The sequence below is a fragment of the Pseudarthrobacter sp. Hb11 genome (genome assembly GCF_059383655.1).
In genome coordinates this window covers 58,827-74,576 of the sequence record NZ_JBWZCM010000014.1, presented here as the reverse complement: position 1 = coordinate 74,576, position 15,750 = coordinate 58,827, and the positions used below count along the sequence as shown (strand labels likewise).

Below are 15,750 nucleotides of genomic sequence, written 5' to 3'. Positions count from 1 at the left end.
GCTCCACTGGGAACTCTAGTCCTTTGGAGGGACCGGCCCGTCCAAGACTACCGCTTATGTGATTAAGGACACTATTCTATGAAGCGTAGAAAAACCGCGGAATTCCGCGGTTTTTGAGGCCAGCACAGCCCGTTCCCCTCCAGGGTCTGCCCCCCGGTGCCGTATCTTGCTTCCACTGTGTGACGCCCACACAGCCTTCTCCGCATTCGCGGGTTACGCGTCGAGTTTGGTCAGCGGGGCGTATCGCAGCAACAGCCGCTTTTCGCCGATGTCGAACTTCACCTTGGCAACGGTCTTGTCCCCGGCTCCCTCGAGCGCCAGGACAGTTCCGTTGCCGAAACTCGTGTGGTTGACCTTGTCCCCCACGCTGACCGCGACGATTTCCTTCTGCGGCTGCACCCGGGTCCGGGCGACGATCGCGGGAACGTCTGCGTTGAAGCCGGCCGAAGAGTCAGCGGCGGCACCGCGGGCTGTTCCGGCGCCCCAGAAGGACCCGCTGTAACGGCCGGAACCGATGGATCCGCTGCCCCAGCCGCCTGACTGCCGGCTGGTTCCTTCGCGTTTCCATTCCAGGAGCTCAGCGGGGATCTCCTCCAGGAACTGGCTGGCAGGGTTGTACTGGCTCTGCCCCCACATGCTCCGGACCTCCGAGCGGGTGACATAGAGCCGCTTGCGTGCGCGGGTGAGGCCCACGTAGGCGAGGCGGCGTTCTTCGGCCAGTTCCTTGGGGTCGGTGGCTGACCGCTGGTGCGGGAACAGTCCATGCTCCATGCCGGTCAGGAACACCACCGGGAATTCTAGTCCCTTGGCCGTGTGCAGGGTCATCAGCGTGACAACGCCCAGCCGCTTCGCCTCTGCAACGGCCGCATCAATGTCCGCCCCCGGGGCATCGGGAATCTGGTCGGCGTCGGCCACCAAGGACACCTGTTCCAGGAAAGCCTCCAGCGTTCCTTCGGGGTTCTCTTGTTCGTACTCGCGCACCACTGCCACGAGTTCAGCCAGGTTCTCCACCCGGGACTCGTCCTGCGGATCGGTGCTGGAGCGGAGCGTAGCCAAGTAACCGGTCTGTTCAAGGACAGCTTCCAGGGCCGCCGCCGCACCGGAACCCGCCGCAACCTCGGCGAGGTCGTCCAAAAGCTTTACGAAACCGAGGACCGCGTTGACGGAGCGGGTGGCCATGGCTGGGGCCTGCTCGGCGCGGCGTGCGGCCGCCATAAAGGAAATCCGTTCGCGCTGGGCCAGCGCTGCGACGGCACCTTCGGCCCGGTCTCCGATGCCGCGCTTTGGTTCGTTGAGCACCCGGCGGAGGTTGACGTCGTCGTCCGGGTTAACCAGGACACGAAGGTAGGCGAGGGCGTCCTTGATCTCCTTGCGTTCGTAGAAGCGCGTGCCGCCCACCACCTTGTACGGCAGGCCAACCCGGACCAGCACGTCTTCGATGGAGCGGGACTGGGCGTTGGTGCGGTAGAAGATGGCGACATCCCCTGGACGGAGGTTGTCCTCATCCTGGAGGCGGTCAATTTCCTTGGCAATGAACTGGGCCTCGTCATGCTCGTTCTCGCCGACGTAGCCGACGATCTTGTGGCCGTCACCTTCCGCCGTCCACAGCCGTTTCTCGGGACGGTTGGGGTTGCGCGAAATAACGGAGTTGGCCGCACTCAGGATGTTCTGCGTGGAGCGGTAGTTTTGCTCCAGTTTGATGGTCCGCGCCTCGGGGTAGTCCTTTTCGAACTCCACGATGTTCCGGATGTCCGCGCCGCGGAAAGCGTAAATGGACTGGTCCGAGTCGCCCACAACTGTGAGCTCGGATGCTCCGGGACCTTCCCCCACGAGTTCGCGGACCAAAGCGTACTGGGCGTGGTTGGTGTCCTGGTATTCGTCCACCAGGACATGCCGGAACCGGCGGCGGTAGGACTCGGCGAGCGCCGGGAAGGCCCGGAACATGTAGACGGTCTCCGCGATGAGATCGTCGAAGTCCATGGCGTTGGCCTGGCGCAGCCGCTGGGTGTAGCCCTTGAAAACCTCGGCTACCGCCTGGTCGAAAGGGTCGTTGTAGTTCGCAGAGGAAGCGTACGAGTCAGCATCGATGAGTTCATTCTTCAATGCGGAGATCTTGTGCTGGATGGCCTTGGGCGCAAACTTCTTGGGATCCAGGTCCAGTGCCTTGGACACCTGCGTGACCAGCCGGAGGGAGTCCGCGGAGTCGTAGATGGAGAAGTTCGATTTCAGCCCTACGTTGGCGGCTTCCTGCCGCAGGATGCGGACGCAGGACGAGTGGAAAGTGGAAATCCACATGATCTTCGCGCGGCCGCCCACCAGCACTTCAATACGTTCCCGCATTTCCGCGGCGGCCTTGTTGGTGAAGGTGATGGCGAGGATTTCGCCGTGGTGGGCACGACCGGTGGCAATGAGGTAGGCAATCCTGTTACTGAGCACCCGGGTCTTACCCGACCCGGCGCCGGCCACGATCAGCAGCGCGGGGCCAGTGTGCTTAACTGCTTCCTCCTGCTGGGGGTTCAACCCCTCCAGGAGCTGTGCGGCATCCAGGCGGTGGCCTCGGTGGCCCTGCCCTTCCGGAGCCCGGTCCACACGGACACTGCCGCCCGTTCCCGGAGCCGCAGCTACGCCTTCCGAAGGCGATTTGGTGCGGGCAGCGGCGGCGGGAGCGGCTTTGAAAGGTCCGTCAGAGTACGGGTCAAACAACATATCCATGATGCCTACAAGTCTAGGCGTTGGGGCCGACACCCACTTCGCCTGTGGATTACGTGGCTAGGATTACCCGGACTTTCTAGGCCACTGAGCCGGACTCCAGTGCCGCACGCAGCTCCCGTACCGCCGTGGTGCCTCCTGCCATGAACCACTCCAGGCCGTTGACGCGGACGGTGTCCACGGCCCCGCCGGCCGCACGGACAATTGCTTTGCCCGGCAGCCAGTCCCACTCCGGGCAGCTGTGCTGGAACCAGCATCCGAGCTGCCCGTCGGCTACCCGGGCGAGGTCGCAGGAGCCCGAGCCAAGCATGCGCAGGGCGGCGGCTGAGGTGGCAGCGGCGTGCCAGGGCATTGCACAGAGTGGGTCCATCAGCCAGCTGGGGTGGATGTACGTGGCCGCGCCAAGCTCGGCCACGGCGGTACTGTTCCGCGCACCCCTGTGGTCGCGGAACACCGTTAGCGGCTCACCGTTCAAGGTGGCGGGATGCGCACTGCCCCCGAGCCAGAGCTTGTCCTCCTCCGGCTGGAAGATGGCACCGAGTATCACATCTGAGGAGTCCTTCAAAGCGATGGCCGAGCACCAGTACGTGGAGCCGTGCAGGAAGTTGTAGGTGCCGTCCACGGGATCGATGACCCAGGTGCGGCCGCTGGTCCCCTGCACCGAGGCGCCCTCCTCCCCCACGATGCCGTCTTCAGGCCGGCAGCGCTGCAGCTGCTCCAGGACGTATGCCTCTGCAGCGTGGTCAGCTGCGGTCACAACGTCGGAAACTGAGGTTTTCTGCTCGGACTGCAGGCCAGCCATCCGCATCAGCAGCGCCAGTTGCCCGGCTTCGCGGACCAGGGCTGCCGCCAGCTGGTAGTCATCCAGGGAGGGGTCAAGTTCAACAGCGCTGTGTCGGCCAATGGTCATGGCTTCAGTTTATGGGGCGGGATAATGGTGGCATGGCCAAAACCCCTGCCCAGCGGATCAAGAAGCACGGCTCCAAGGCGGTTGTACCGCAGCACCACCTCCCGCCGGTGGTCAATCCCACCACCGCGCGCACGCCGCAGAAAGCCGAAAGCAACGGCAATCTCATCCTGATCGCCGGCGTGGTGGCCAGCCTGTTCCTGTTCTGGTACCTGCACCTGCTGACCCTGGACCAGCTGCGGCAGCTCTCCGGCGGGTTTGCCATGCCGGATTCACTGATCGGCGGGTTTGATCCTGCCTACGTCAGCCAGTTGCACTCCGCCATGGACGGCGACGCGCGCGGCCAGCTCAACTACGTCCACAAAACGGCCGGCACCCTGTTCCCGCTGATCTTCGGGTTTACGTGGCTGCTGCTGATTGGGACCAATGTGGCACGGAAGACTCTGCGCTGGGCGCTCTGGGCGTTCCCCCTGCTGTTTGTGGTGGTCCGGCTCTGGGGCAATGCGGCCATCGACGGCATGTTGGCAGCGGGAACGCCCGACGCCGGCCAGGTCGCCTTGGCCTCAGGCCTCACGGTGGCCGGCTGGATACTGCTGATCCTCAGCCTGCTGGCAGGGGCTGCTGCGGTGTTCCTGCGGGCGCGGAAGCCTAAAGACGCTCAGGCCTAAAGACGGGGAAGGTTAGGGACGGTGAAGCCTAAAGCGTCTGCCCGGCAGCTGCAGCGGCGCGGACCTGCCTCCGGTGCCGGTGCACCCGCTGTGCGATGACCAGCCCGGCGGTGGCCATTCCCACCGTAATGGGGTAGCCCATAAGCCGCTCCAAAGTTCCCGGCTCCGGTATGGCCATGCGGGTCAGCCCGCCGGTTACCAGGGCGGCAGTGGATACGGTGCCGCAGGCAAGGATGAGCCAGGCCATGGCGGTTTTCCGCAGCCAGAGGATCCCCAGGACCAGCAGGGCTGCTGCCCCGGCGATGAAGTACATGACGGCGCCGGCATAGTGCCAGCCGGAGCCGGCGTCTTCGGGTACCAGTCCAACGATGACAGTTCCGGCTCCCGCCGTCCCGGTCAGCACCCGCACAGCGGCGGCGGCCAGCCAAGGCATCCGCCGGCCTGGCTGCACAGTGGCACCGGCAATGGCAGCCACCCGCAGCAGCCCGGAACTCAGGAGCAGCGCGCCGAGCAACATCCCCAGCCCCTGGACCACAAACGAGGCGTTCATCAGCCAGTTCAGCGGGGAACAGACCTCCCGGCCATCAAAGATGCCGCAGTTCAGGGCGCCCAGGTCGCTGATGTAGCCGGTTCGCAGGTCATACGGGCGTGGTCCGGCCCACGCGGCAATAACTGCCGCCTCCGCCGCGAAATACTGCAGTACGCTCAACACAGACCAGGCCCCGATGTACTGCCGGGTGGAAGTGGTGTCCGGAATGAACGCCATTGATCTGGCTGTGGACGGCGCTGAACTCATGCCTTGAGCGTAGTACGGCTCCGCACCTTGTATGCTTGTATCCGTGTCCGGCCGGACCGGCCCTGCCGATCCATCGGACGCCCGCCCTCGTAGCTCAGTGGATAGAGCACGGCTCTCCTAAAGCCGGTGTCGTTGGTTCGATTCCAATCGAGGGCACTTGAACTTTCCTCCCCCGGGGTTCGCACTCCGCGCCTACCTGCTCGGCCCGGCCGCTCCTGCGGAGTCCGGGCAGTGGACCGTCAAGCGGGACCTTCTGGACCGGGCAAACGGCACCCGCGGAACCTTTTCCGGCGTCGTGCACTTTGTCCCGGCGCACGACGGCGGCCTGGCCTTGCGCGAGGAAGGCATCATGCGCTGGCCCACCTTCACCGGCCCCGCCTCCCGGGAATACCTGCTGAAGACCGCAGACCGCCCTGACGCCCTGGACGTGTTTTTTCCGGACGGCCGCCCCTTCCACACCATGAGTTTCACGCCCGAGGCAAACCTGGATCAACACTGGTGCGATCCCGACACCTACCGCGTCGCGTACGCCTACGAGGACGAAAACCGCTTCGATTACAGTTGGGATGTGACGGGGCCGCAGAAGGACCTCCTGCTGACTTCGCGCCTGGTCCGGTATCCAAGGCAGGACACATGAAGGCCCGCATCGTGGTGTCCGCCGTCTGCGTCTTCGACAACACCGGCCGGCTCCTGACAGTGCGGAAGCGCGGAACCTCCATGTTTATGCATCCCGGCGGCAAACCGGAAGCGGGGGAAACCGCGGGACAAACGGCGGCCCGGGAACTGGCCGAAGAGGTGGGCATCGTCGTCGATCCGCGGGAGCTGCAGCTGATGGGGGTCTGGATCGCGGATGCCGCCAACGAGGCCGCCACCGATATCGAGGCCACCGTCTTCCTGGCGCCGGGCACCTGGGAGGCCCATCCGTCCGCCGAAATTGCGGAAATCCGGTGGCTGGACCTGGATGGCGAACTGCCCGCGGACCTCGCCCCGCTGCTGACGGACCATATCCTTCCGGAACTGGCTGCCAGGCCTGCAGGCGCCCGGAGCGAAGCCTAGAACTCCGGCACTGCTTCCTGGGCCACTGCTGTTGCCTCGGCAAACTGCGTTCGGTACAGCTCCGCGTAGCGGCCTTCGGCAGCCAGCAGTTCGTTGTGGGTCCCGCGTTCCACAATCCGGCCGTCCTCCACCACCAGGATCGCATCAGCGGCACGAACGGTGGACAAACGGTGTGCAATCACGACGGCGGTACGCCCCTCGAGCGCGGCACCCAGGGCAGCCTGCACGGCAGCTTCGTTAGTGGAGTCGAGCGCCGCTGTCGCCTCATCCAGGATGACCACGCGGGGCTGGGCGATGAGCAGCCGGGCAATGGTGAGCCGCTGGCGCTCACCGCCGGACAGCCGGTAGCCCCGTTCACCCACCACCGTGTCCAACCCGTCAGGCAGGGAGCGGATCATGGCTTCGAGCCGGGCTTGCCGGATCGCTTCCCACATGTCCTCGTCCGTGGCGTCCGGCCTGGCGAGCCGCAGGTTGGAGGCGATGGTTTCGTGGAAGAGGTGGCCATCCTGCGTCACCATGCCCAGCGTGTCCCGGAGGGAGTCGAAGGTGGTGTCGCGCAGGTCCAGCCCGGTGCCGGGCGCGGTACCGCCCAGGCGCACCGCGCCGGAGTCCACGTCGTAAAGCCGTGCCAGCAGCTGGGCGACGGTCGATTTGCCGGCGCCAGAGGATCCCACCAGCGCCACCGTCTGTCCGGGCTCCACCCGGAAGCTGATGCCGTGCAGCACTTCTTCTCCGCCCCGGGTGTCCAGGGTGGACACCTCCTCCAGGGACGCCAGTGAAACCTTGTCCGCGGAGGGGTAGGCGAAGCGGACGTCGTCGAACTCCACGGAAACCGGGCCGGCCGGAACCGGCACGGCGTCCGGTTTCTGCTGGATGAGGGGTTTGAGGTCCAGGATTTCGAAAACGCGCTCGAAGCTGACGAGGGCGCTCATGATTTCCACGCGGGCGTTTGAAAGTGCCGTCAGCGGAGCGTAGAGCCGGGTGAGCAGCAGGGCCAGCACCACAACGTCGCCCGCCGCGAGTTGCCCGGTGATGGCGAACCAGCCACCCAGCCCGTACACGAGGGCGAGCGCAAGCGCGGAGACCAGCGTCAGGGCCGTCACGAAGGTGAACTGCAGCATGGCGGTCCGGACGCCGATGTCGCGGACGCGTCCGGCGCGGACGGCGAATTCCCGGGATTCCTCGTCCGGGCGGCCGAAAAGCTTAACCAGGGTGGCGCCGGGGGCCGAGAAGCGCTCGGTCATCTGGGTGCCCATTTCGGCGTTGTGCTCTGCCGCCTCGCGGCGCAGGTCCGCAAGTTTGGAACCCATCCTCCGCGCAGGGAGAAGGAAGATCGGCAACAGGATCATGGCCAGGACCGTCACCTGCCAGGAGGTGCCCAGCATCACGATGAGCGTGAGGATCAGGGCCACCACATTGCTGACCACACCGGACAGGGTGCCGGCGAACGCGGACTGGGCACCGATAACATCGTTGTTCAGCCTGCTGACGAGGGCTCCGGTGCGGGTCCGGGTGAAGAACGCGATGGGCATCTTCTGCACGTGGTCGAAGACCCTGGTGCGCAGGTCCACGATCACGCCCTCGCCGATGGTGGAGGAGAGCCAGCGGCTCACCAGGCCCAGGCCCGCTTCCGCCACGGCCACCACGGCGATGAGCACGGCAAGGCGGACCACCTCCTCGGCGGCGGCCTTGGCCACGATGGCGTCCACCACTTGACCTGCCAGGACGGGGGTGGCCACGGCGAGGAATGCCATCACAATGGACAGTGCCACAAAGGCCAGCAGCTTGCCCCGGTGCGGCCGGGCAAATCCCAGGACACGCTTCAGGGTGGCCTTGGAGAACGGCTTGGAGCCGCTCTTGGCCCGGGTGATGTTGTAGAGGGAGCCCCAGGCGACCCGTTCCATACTCATTGCTGTTGCTCCGTTACGGTTCCGTTGTCCACATTCCAACGTACGTCCAGCCGCACGTTTTCGAGCAGCCTCCGGTCGTGCGTCACCAGCAGCAGGGCGCCGTCGTAGCTTTCCAGCGCCTCTTCAAGCTGTTCGATGGCCGGAAGGTCAAGATGGTTGGTTGGCTCGTCCAGAACCAGCAGGTTCACCCCGCGCGCCTGCAGCAGGGCCAAAGCAGCCCTGGTCCGCTCGCCCGGGGACAGTGAATCAACGGTCCGTGCCGTGTGGTCCGCCTTGAGGCCGAACTTGGCGAGCAGGGTTCGGACCTCGGCCGGGTTCAGGTCCACCAGGACGGCCTCGACGGCGTCAGCCAGGGCAAGGTGGCCCGCCAGGAGCCCGCGGGCCTGGTCGATTTCGCCGACGGCCACCGAAGCGCCCCTGGCTGCGTTGCCGGACTCCGGTGCCAGGTCACCCAAAAGCAGGCGCAGCAGGGTGGACTTGCCGGCGCCGTTGGGACCCGTAATGCCGATCCGCTCCCCCGCATTGAGCTGAAGGTTGACCGGACCGAGGGTGAAACTGCCCTGCCGCACCACAGCGTCGCGGAGGGTGGCCACCACGGCGCTTGAGCGCGGCGCCTTGCCAATGGAGAACTGGAGCTGCCATTCCTTCCGGGGCTCCTCCACCACGTCCAGCCGGGCGATACGTGATTCCATCTGCCGTACCTTCTGCGCCTGCTTTTCGGATGACTCGGTGCTGGCGGCGCGGCGGATCTTGTCGTTATCCGGGCTTTTCTTCATAGCGTTCCGAACGCCCTGGGAGCTCCATTCGCGCTGCGTGCGCGCCCTGGACACCAGGTCCGCCTTGGTGGCCGCGAACTCCTCAAACTTCTCGCGCGCGTGCCGGCGCGCCACTGCACGTTCTTCCAGGAAGGCGTCATAGCCGCCGTCGTAAACGGCTACGGAGTTCTGCGCCAGGTCCAGTTCCACCACTGTGGTGACGCAGCGGGCCAGGAACTCCCGGTCGTGGCTTACCAGCACAGCCCCGCCGCGCAGTCCGCGGACAAAGTCCTCGAGTTTCGCAAGTCCGGCCAGGTCAAGATCGTTGGTGGGCTCGTCCAAAAGGACGACGTCGAACCGGCTGAGCAGCAGGGCTGCGAGCGCCACTCGTGCCGCCTGGCCGCCGGACAAACCCGTCATCTCGGCGTCGGCACCCGTTCCGAGGCCCAGATCGGCAAGGACGGCGGGAATGCGGTCGTCCAGGTCCGCGGCGCCGGAAGCCATCCAGCGGTCAAAAGCCAGTGCGTAGGCGTCATCGGCTCCAGGCGCGCCGGATCCCAGCGCCTCTGCGGTGGACTCCATCTCTGCTGTGGCCTGGGCGCAGCCGGTCCGCCGGGCAATGTAGGCAGCCACCGTTTCGCCGGGAACACGCTCGTGCTCCTGGGGAAGCCAGCCCACAAAGGCGTCAGCGGGAGCAAGGCTTACGGTCCCGCCCTGCGGCTGGTCGACGCCGGCAAGCAGGCGCAGCAGGGTGGACTTCCCGGCACCGTTGGACCCCACAACACCCACAACGTCACCGGGCGCGACGGTGAGGGAAAGTTCGGAGAAGAGCAGCCGGTGGTCGTGACCGCCTGAAACATCCTTCGCAACGAGGGTCGCAGTCATGGATCCATCCTTTCACCGGAGCGCGCAGCAGGTCTGGCGCCTTTCGGCCCGCAAAGCCTCTGCATTCCGTCAGGAGGACGGCGCCCGGAGCCCGGACATAAAAGAACCCGCCGGTCCGGACTTGGGGGGTGTACGGACCAACGGGCTCGACCATCAAGCATAGTCGAATCAGGGGTGCGGGTAAAATCGGCGTGAAAGCGGCAGGCTAAAATCGACAAACCATCCGTTCTGCAGAAAGCCGTCCATGACCCTCCCCGCCAAGGCGTTCCAGCGCTGGCTGCAAGGCATAGCGCCGGACGCCAGTACGGCGGACGTATGCAGGATCTCCGGCATCAAGCGGACCACCCTGGCCCAGCAGCTGGTGCGGGGGAAAGTCTCTGTAAGCACGGTGGTCAGCATCAGCCGCGCTTACAACATCAACCCGGTGGCTGCCCTGGCCGACTTCGAACCGTACCGGGAGCTGGCCGGCCCCCAGCAGCCGCCTGCCCGCTGCGAGCTGATCAGCCAAATTTCCACCGCCGACCTCCTGCGTGCCATGCTGGCCCGCCCCGGGATGGACCCTGCCGGGGGTCCGGGGCACAAGCCGCCGGCATTGTCGCCGGCGCCGCACGCCACGTCCGTCAAGAACTGGGTTGATGCCATTGACGACGGCGAAGTGCGGCACCGCGTTTCCGCCGCTACCGGCATTGCCCCGCAAAACTACTCCGCGCAACTGACTGCCAACCGGCTTTCAGCGGAGCTGGCGGTGGCCACCGCGCGGGCGGCAGGTGTTGGAGCCGCCGGCGGCCTGGTGGCCACCGGCTTGATCACGGAGGAAGAGGCGGGCTGGCCTCCCGACGCCCGCCAGGCAGCATTGGACGGCCTGTCCGACGGCGACCTCGCCGTCCTGGCCGGTGACCGGCTGCAGGCCTTGGGCAAAGTTTTACGCCGCCAGGAACAGGACCAGGCGCAGACAGAAAAGATTTGGGAGAACCTGGGATGATCGAAATCCTTCAGTGGTCAACGCTGGCCACCTGCGGCCTCATCGCAGCGGCCCGGATACCCAGCGCGCTTCGGGGAGAGAACAGGTCCCTTTTTTATATCTTCGCGCTGATGACCGCGGCTATTTTTTTGAGCATTGAGGCGCCCTACATCGCGGTGGATGCAGCGTTGGGGGGCATCAACCTCGCCAACCTGTTGCTGCGCTTCATCATCTTCGCGGCGATCTACTTCGTCGGGATACGGGTGACCCGGGGGTTTGGAGCAGACCACGCCTACCGGCTCATCACAGGCAGGCTGGGCATGATGGTACTTTTGGTCATTTCCCTGGTGATGACCATCCTGTTCTTCCTGATGGACACGGTGGGTTCCTCGGCAGGGCTGTCGGCGACCTCAGGCAAAAGCGAGCTCAACTTCATCCTGGTGGAGTACTACGGGGCAGCCGGACGCGCCTACCCTTCATACGCCTCTGTGGTCCTGATTCCAGCCATGGTCCGCGCAGTTGGCAGCAGGCTTCCCGTGCTGGTACGGCTTGCGGCCGGGCTTTTGGCCCTGGGCGGAATGGCCATTGCCCTCACCCTGCTGTTCCCCGTGGTGCCGCCGGAGTGGGGCGCACTGGAATTCGTCGTCAACTACACGGCAGTGCTCTGCTTCGTCCTCGGCCTCGCCCTCATTTGGGCAGCCAGGGTGAAAAACAGCAGGAGCCCCGGGCTGAAAAGGACATCTACCGAAACGTAACCTTCCGGGCTTTCACAAAAACATTAGAATGTGAAACAATCATGAATGTGTGAAGGTGGGGGCTGGGGCGTTTACGAACGGGGATACTTTCTTGAACGAATGCGGCCTCCGGGGGCCTTTGCACGCTTTGGGGGGATGAGTGGTGGCGGCCGTTGGGGACCGCCCCCACTCAGCCATTTAAGGCCCCTTTAGTATTCCTCCGCGACTTCCTACGGCTGGCCGGGATCTATTCCTGCCCGCAGGCAAACCTCAGGGTCACCAACTGGAACGGCCGCAGGAGCAGCTCCGCCCCGTCCGGGCCGGCTTCCACGCCGGCAGCCTCGACCCTGCGTTCCAGCAGGTCGACGGCACTGACCCGCCGTACCGGGAAGTTTGCGGTGAGCCTTGCGGCCGACTGCTGCCCCAGCGATTCGTACAACCGGACGATCACATCCCCGGAGCCGTCCTCAGCCAGCTTGACTGCTTCGATGACCACAGCGGGGTTGGACAGTGAAAACAGCGGCTCCACCGGCGAGGCGCCGGTGACCATCCGCGGAGCGAGATTTGTCCGGTAGCCCTCCTGGACAGCATCGGCAATGCCAGCCCCCGGCCGGACCGTGACCGTCAGCTCGTGACGTCCGCGGTCTGCGTCCGGATCGGGGAACTTCGGGGCACGCAACAGCGACAGGCGCACCGTGGTGGTGGTGCCGCCGTCGGCCTCCCTGATGCTCCTGGTGACGTCGTGGCCGTAGGTGGACGAGTTTGCAACGGCAACGCCGTACCCCGGCTCCGCCATGTGGATCCAGCGGTGCGCACAGATTTCGAACTTGGCCGCTTCCCAGGACGTGTTGGTGTGCGTGGCGCGGAAGACGTGCCCGAACTGCGTCTCCGCCGCAGACCGGTCCGCACGAACATCCAGAGCGAAGCCAAGCTTCAACAGCTTTTCCTGTTCCTGCCAGTCCACGGACGTGGTGATGGAAAGGGAAGGGCTTCCGGCGGCAAGGCTGATGCGCTGGGTGATGGCAGAGGACCCGGCCATCCGCTCGACCACCACGGCAGCCTCGCCCTCATCGTCCGTGAGCCGCACCGACTCCGCACATGTCAACGGCGTGACATTGCGGCGATAAAACTCGTCAATGTCCCACGCGTCCCACTCGTTGGGGGTGTCGCGGTGCAGTTCCAGCAGGTTGCCGCGCTGCCCCGGGGCAATTGCCTCACGGCCGCTGGCGTAGTCCCGAAGGGAGGTGAGCAAACCGTCCGCGTCCAGGACTGCCCGGATGATGCCGTTGTCCAGCACAAAGCCGGCGTCCCGGGCTGCACCCCGGGCCGGTACTGGCGACGCCACCGGCTCCCCGGCTGCCAGCGCCGGCACGCCCTCCCGGGCGTGCGGTGCTGCATTCAGCAGGAATTTCCGGTCCCCGCTGCCGAGCACTGCCTTGGCGGCCTGGCCGATCAGCGTTTCGAGGTCAGCTTCAACGGCCCCGTAATTGCGTTCAGCGTCCTGGTGCACCCAGGCGATGGAACTGCCCGGAAGGATGTCGTGGAACTGCTGCAGCAGCACCAGCCGCCACAGCCTCTTGAGCTCGGCGGCGGGATAGGCAAACGAACCCGCCGTGCGGACGGCCGCCGTTGCGCACCACAGTTCCGCTTCGCGCAGCAGGTGTTCGCTGCGACGGTTCCCCTTTTTGGTCCGGGCCTGGCTGGTGTAGGTGCCGCGGTGCAGTTCGAGGTACATCTCGCCCACCCACACGGGCAGTGACGGGTACTCCTCCTCGGCCTGCTGGAAGAAGCTCTCCGCCGATCCGATCCGCACCTTCGGCGAGCCTTCCAGGTCCGCTGTCCTGGCGGCAGCCGCAAGCATTTCCCGGGTGGGGCCGCCGCCGCCGTCGCCATAGCCGAAGGGCACCAGGGACACGGTGCCGCGGCCGTGGTCGCGGTAGTTCCGCTCTGCATGGGCGAGTTCGCGTCCGCTGAGCTGGGAATTGTAGGTGTCTACCGGCGGGAAGTGGGTGAAGAGCCGGGTGCCGTCGATTCCCTCCCAGTTGAAGGTGTGGTGCGGCATCCTGTTGGTCTGGTTCCAGGAGATCTTCTGGGTGAGGAACCACCGGCTACCGGCGGACTTGACGATCTGTGGCAGTGCCGCGGAGTACCCAAAGGAGTCCGGCAGCCACGCTTCCTGGCAGTCCACGCCGAACTCGGCCAGGAAGAAGCTCTTACCCTCCACAAACTGACGCGCCATCGCCTCGCCGCCGGGCATGTTGGTATCGGACTCCACCCACATGCCGCCCACGGGTACGAACTGTCCGGCCCGCACCTTTTCCCGGATCCGGCCGAAAAGTTCAGGGTAGTACTCCTTGATCCAGGCCAGCTGCTGGGCGGAGGAGCAGGAAAAAACGAAGTTCGGGTATTCATCCATTAGCGCCACCACGTTCGAGAACGTCCTGGCGCATTTGCGGATGGTTTCCCTGACGGGCCAAAGCCAAGCCGAGTCGATGTGGGCATGGCCGGTGGCAACCAGCTGGTGCGCCGACGCGTACGCCGGCCGTGCCAGCACTTCGGCGAGGGCGGCGCGGCCGGCTGTTGCGGTTCCGGCGACGTCGTCGGGATCCATCACGTCCATCATGCGCTCAAGTGCCCGGAGAATCTCATGCCGCCGCGGCAGCTCCAAAGGCAGCTCCGCCATCAGGCCGGACAGGGTCCAGATGTCCTGCTGGAGTTCCCAGACCGTCTGGTGCAACTCTGCGATGGCTATGTTTCCCAGCCTGTACTGGGGCGCTGTTCCGGCCGTCGACTTGTCGCCGTACGGGGTGGGCGCGAACGTCCAGCCCTGGGCGACATCAGGGTTGGCGGCGGCCTCGACATAGAAGTCCACTGCCATGCCGCCTCCCAGCAGCTTCAGCGGAATGTACTGGTTCCGGGGCGACACGGCCTTGATGATGGTGCCGTCGGCGCGCCACGCAATGCCCTCACACTGGAAACCGGGCACTTCGATGGTGAAGCCGAGGTCAACCACGACTTCGACGGTGGTATCCGGCTCCGTGCCCCATGACTCGGGAACTTCGCCTTGGAGGCGGAGCCACTTGGTACCCCACGGCTTTCCCCAGGGAGCGCAGTGTTCCTGCGGCTGGAAGTTCTGCCGCATAGCCTCGAGTGCCGGGACCGGTTCGTCCGGCACGTCCCAGCTGCTCAGGGTGAGGGGGAGGCTCCGGGTGTACACGCCTGGGTTGATGCGTTCGCGGACGAATCTTTCGAGGCGGACTTCCGTGATCCGGCGATCGTCATGCAATGTTGGCCCTCTTCAGCGCTGGAAATATGGACCATCGTGTCCATTCGGTGGATAAAACTACCCGCTGGTAGCTTACTCGCCAATGCCTGCGGATAACATCCCCAATAAAGCGTTTTCCTGAAAAGGTGACCTGCCGCGTATACGGAAGGCAGTACGGGCGGGGTCAGGGACGCGGCGGGTCAGGGACGTGCGCTGGCAGGGACCTGGGCCACGGGCCTGACAATCCGGTGGTCGCCGGCATAGATATTGAGGCTGGTTCCCCGGCTGAAACCGGCCAGCGTCAGGCCGCTGGCTTCCGCAAGTTCCACAGCGAGGCTTGACGGGGCGCTGACGGCAGCGAGCACGGGAATTCCCGCCAGCGCCGCTTTCTGTACCAGCTCAAAGGACGCCCGCCCTGATACCTGGAGGACGGTGCCGCGGAGCGGGAGCAGTCCTTCACGCAGCGCCCAGCCCACTACCTTGTCCACGGCGTTGTGGCGCCCTACGTCCTCGCGGAGGCACAAAAGTTCCACGCCGCCGTCGTCCTTGATCTTGAACAGGCCGGCAGCGTGCACTCCCCCGGTGTCCTCGAAGAGCCGTTGCGATTTGCGCAGGAGCCCCGGCAGCGAGGCCAGGACCTCGGCGTCGATATTGAGAGGATCGTCCGCCAGGCTGTAGCGCGAGGACTTCCGGACGGACTCCACGGAATCAGTACCGCAGATGCCGCAGGAGCTGGACGTGTAGATGTGGCGGCCGATGGACGGGACTGTCACGTCAGGCCGCAGCTGGACTTCCACCACGTTGAACGTCTGGACGCCATTTTCATCTTCACCTGCGCAGAAACGCAGTGACACGAGCTGCTCGGAGCTCCAGATGATGCCCTCGGACACCAGGAAGCCGGCCACCAGGTCAAAGTCGTCACCGGGGGTCCGCATGGTGACAGAGAAGGAGAGCTGGCCCAGCCGGATCTCCAACGGCTCCTCGACGGCGAGGACATCCTCACGGTGCCGGACCGGAAACTCGAGGGCCTTCGGAGAACCGTCGAGGACATACTTGTGCACCTTCCGGCGCTGGGTCACGCGGCCCATTCCCACACCTGCCTAT

Annotated in this window: 12 protein-coding genes and 1 tRNA gene; 6 read left to right on the top strand and 7 right to left on the bottom strand. The window is 65.3% G+C overall.

The features are described 5' to 3' along the window. Positions 1 to 213: 213 nt before the first annotated feature. Positions 214 to 2,712, bottom strand: coding sequence for a DNA helicase PcrA (gene pcrA, locus AC50X7_RS16410; RefSeq protein WP_494979984.1), 2,499 nt, complete (start codon positions 2,710 to 2,712; stop codon positions 214 to 216). 76 nt (positions 2,713 to 2,788) lie between these two features. Then, the gene (locus AC50X7_RS16405; protein WP_494979983.1) at positions 2,789 to 3,619 is read right to left on the bottom strand and encodes an inositol monophosphatase family protein; all 831 of its coding nucleotides are present in this window, start codon (positions 3,617 to 3,619) and stop codon (positions 2,789 to 2,791) included. A 32-nt stretch (positions 3,620 to 3,651) separates the two neighbouring features. Here AC50X7_RS16405 and AC50X7_RS16400 point away from each other — a divergent pair, with 32 nt between their 5' ends. Beyond that, positions 3,652 to 4,284 (top strand): hypothetical protein, encoded by a 633-nt coding sequence (locus AC50X7_RS16400; protein ID WP_494979982.1) that lies wholly within the window; start codon positions 3,652 to 3,654, stop codon positions 4,282 to 4,284. A 28-nt stretch (positions 4,285 to 4,312) separates the two neighbouring features. Here AC50X7_RS16400 and AC50X7_RS16395 read toward each other — a convergent pair whose 3' ends face one another. After that, a complete protein-coding gene (locus tag AC50X7_RS16395; protein ID WP_494979981.1) occupies positions 4,313 to 5,080 on the bottom strand; it encodes a DUF998 domain-containing protein in 768 nt (255 codons plus the stop codon). 83 nt (positions 5,081 to 5,163) lie between these two features. On the opposite strand from AC50X7_RS16395, the gene AC50X7_RS16390 reads away from it, so the two are divergent. The 3 genes from AC50X7_RS16390 (at position 5,164) to AC50X7_RS16380 (ending at position 6,136) form a co-directional block, all read left to right on the top strand. Next, positions 5,164 to 5,236 (top strand) — tRNA-Arg (locus AC50X7_RS16390). Position 5,237: 1 nt separating this feature from the next. Next, positions 5,238 to 5,717 carry a DUF6314 family protein gene (locus AC50X7_RS16385; protein WP_494979980.1) on the top strand — a complete coding sequence of 160 codons (480 nt, stop codon included), beginning with the start codon at positions 5,238 to 5,240 and terminating at the stop codon, positions 5,715 to 5,717. Continuing rightward, a complete protein-coding gene (locus AC50X7_RS16380) occupies positions 5,714 to 6,136 on the top strand; it encodes an NUDIX hydrolase (RefSeq protein WP_494979979.1) in 423 nt (140 codons plus the stop codon). Before AC50X7_RS16385 ends, AC50X7_RS16380 begins: the two co-directional genes overlap by 4 nt. On the opposite strand, the gene AC50X7_RS16375 is transcribed toward AC50X7_RS16380, so the two are convergent. Next, a complete protein-coding gene (locus tag AC50X7_RS16375; RefSeq protein ID WP_494979978.1) occupies positions 6,133 to 8,046 on the bottom strand; it encodes an ABC transporter ATP-binding protein in 1,914 nt (637 codons plus the stop codon). The genes AC50X7_RS16380 and AC50X7_RS16375 overlap by 4 nt on opposite strands. Next, a complete protein-coding gene (locus AC50X7_RS16370) occupies positions 8,043 to 9,686 on the bottom strand; it encodes an ABC-F family ATP-binding cassette domain-containing protein (protein WP_494979977.1) in 1,644 nt (547 codons plus the stop codon). Before AC50X7_RS16370 ends, AC50X7_RS16375 begins: the two co-directional genes overlap by 4 nt. Positions 9,687 to 9,930: 244 nt before the next feature. On the opposite strand from AC50X7_RS16370, the gene AC50X7_RS16365 reads away from it, so the two are divergent. Beyond that, positions 9,931 to 10,668, top strand: coding sequence for a hypothetical protein (locus tag AC50X7_RS16365; protein ID WP_494979976.1), 738 nt, complete (start codon positions 9,931 to 9,933; stop codon positions 10,666 to 10,668). Continuing rightward, a complete protein-coding gene (locus AC50X7_RS16360) occupies positions 10,665 to 11,402 on the top strand; it encodes a hypothetical protein (RefSeq protein WP_494979975.1) in 738 nt (245 codons plus the stop codon). The genes AC50X7_RS16365 and AC50X7_RS16360 overlap by 4 nt, the downstream gene beginning before the upstream one ends. A gap of 226 nt (positions 11,403 to 11,628) precedes the next feature. Here AC50X7_RS16360 and AC50X7_RS16355 read toward each other — a convergent pair whose 3' ends face one another. Together AC50X7_RS16355 and fdhD are read right to left on the bottom strand one after the other, a co-directional pair. Then, positions 11,629 to 14,667 carry an alpha-mannosidase gene (locus tag AC50X7_RS16355; RefSeq protein ID WP_494979974.1) on the bottom strand — a complete coding sequence of 1,013 codons (3,039 nt, stop codon included), beginning with the start codon at positions 14,665 to 14,667 and terminating at the stop codon, positions 11,629 to 11,631. Positions 14,668 to 14,846: 179 nt separating this feature from the next. Then, positions 14,847 to 15,734, bottom strand: coding sequence for a formate dehydrogenase accessory sulfurtransferase FdhD (gene fdhD / locus AC50X7_RS16350; protein ID WP_307096464.1), 888 nt, complete (start codon positions 15,732 to 15,734; stop codon positions 14,847 to 14,849). Positions 15,735 to 15,750 lie beyond the last annotated feature (16 nt).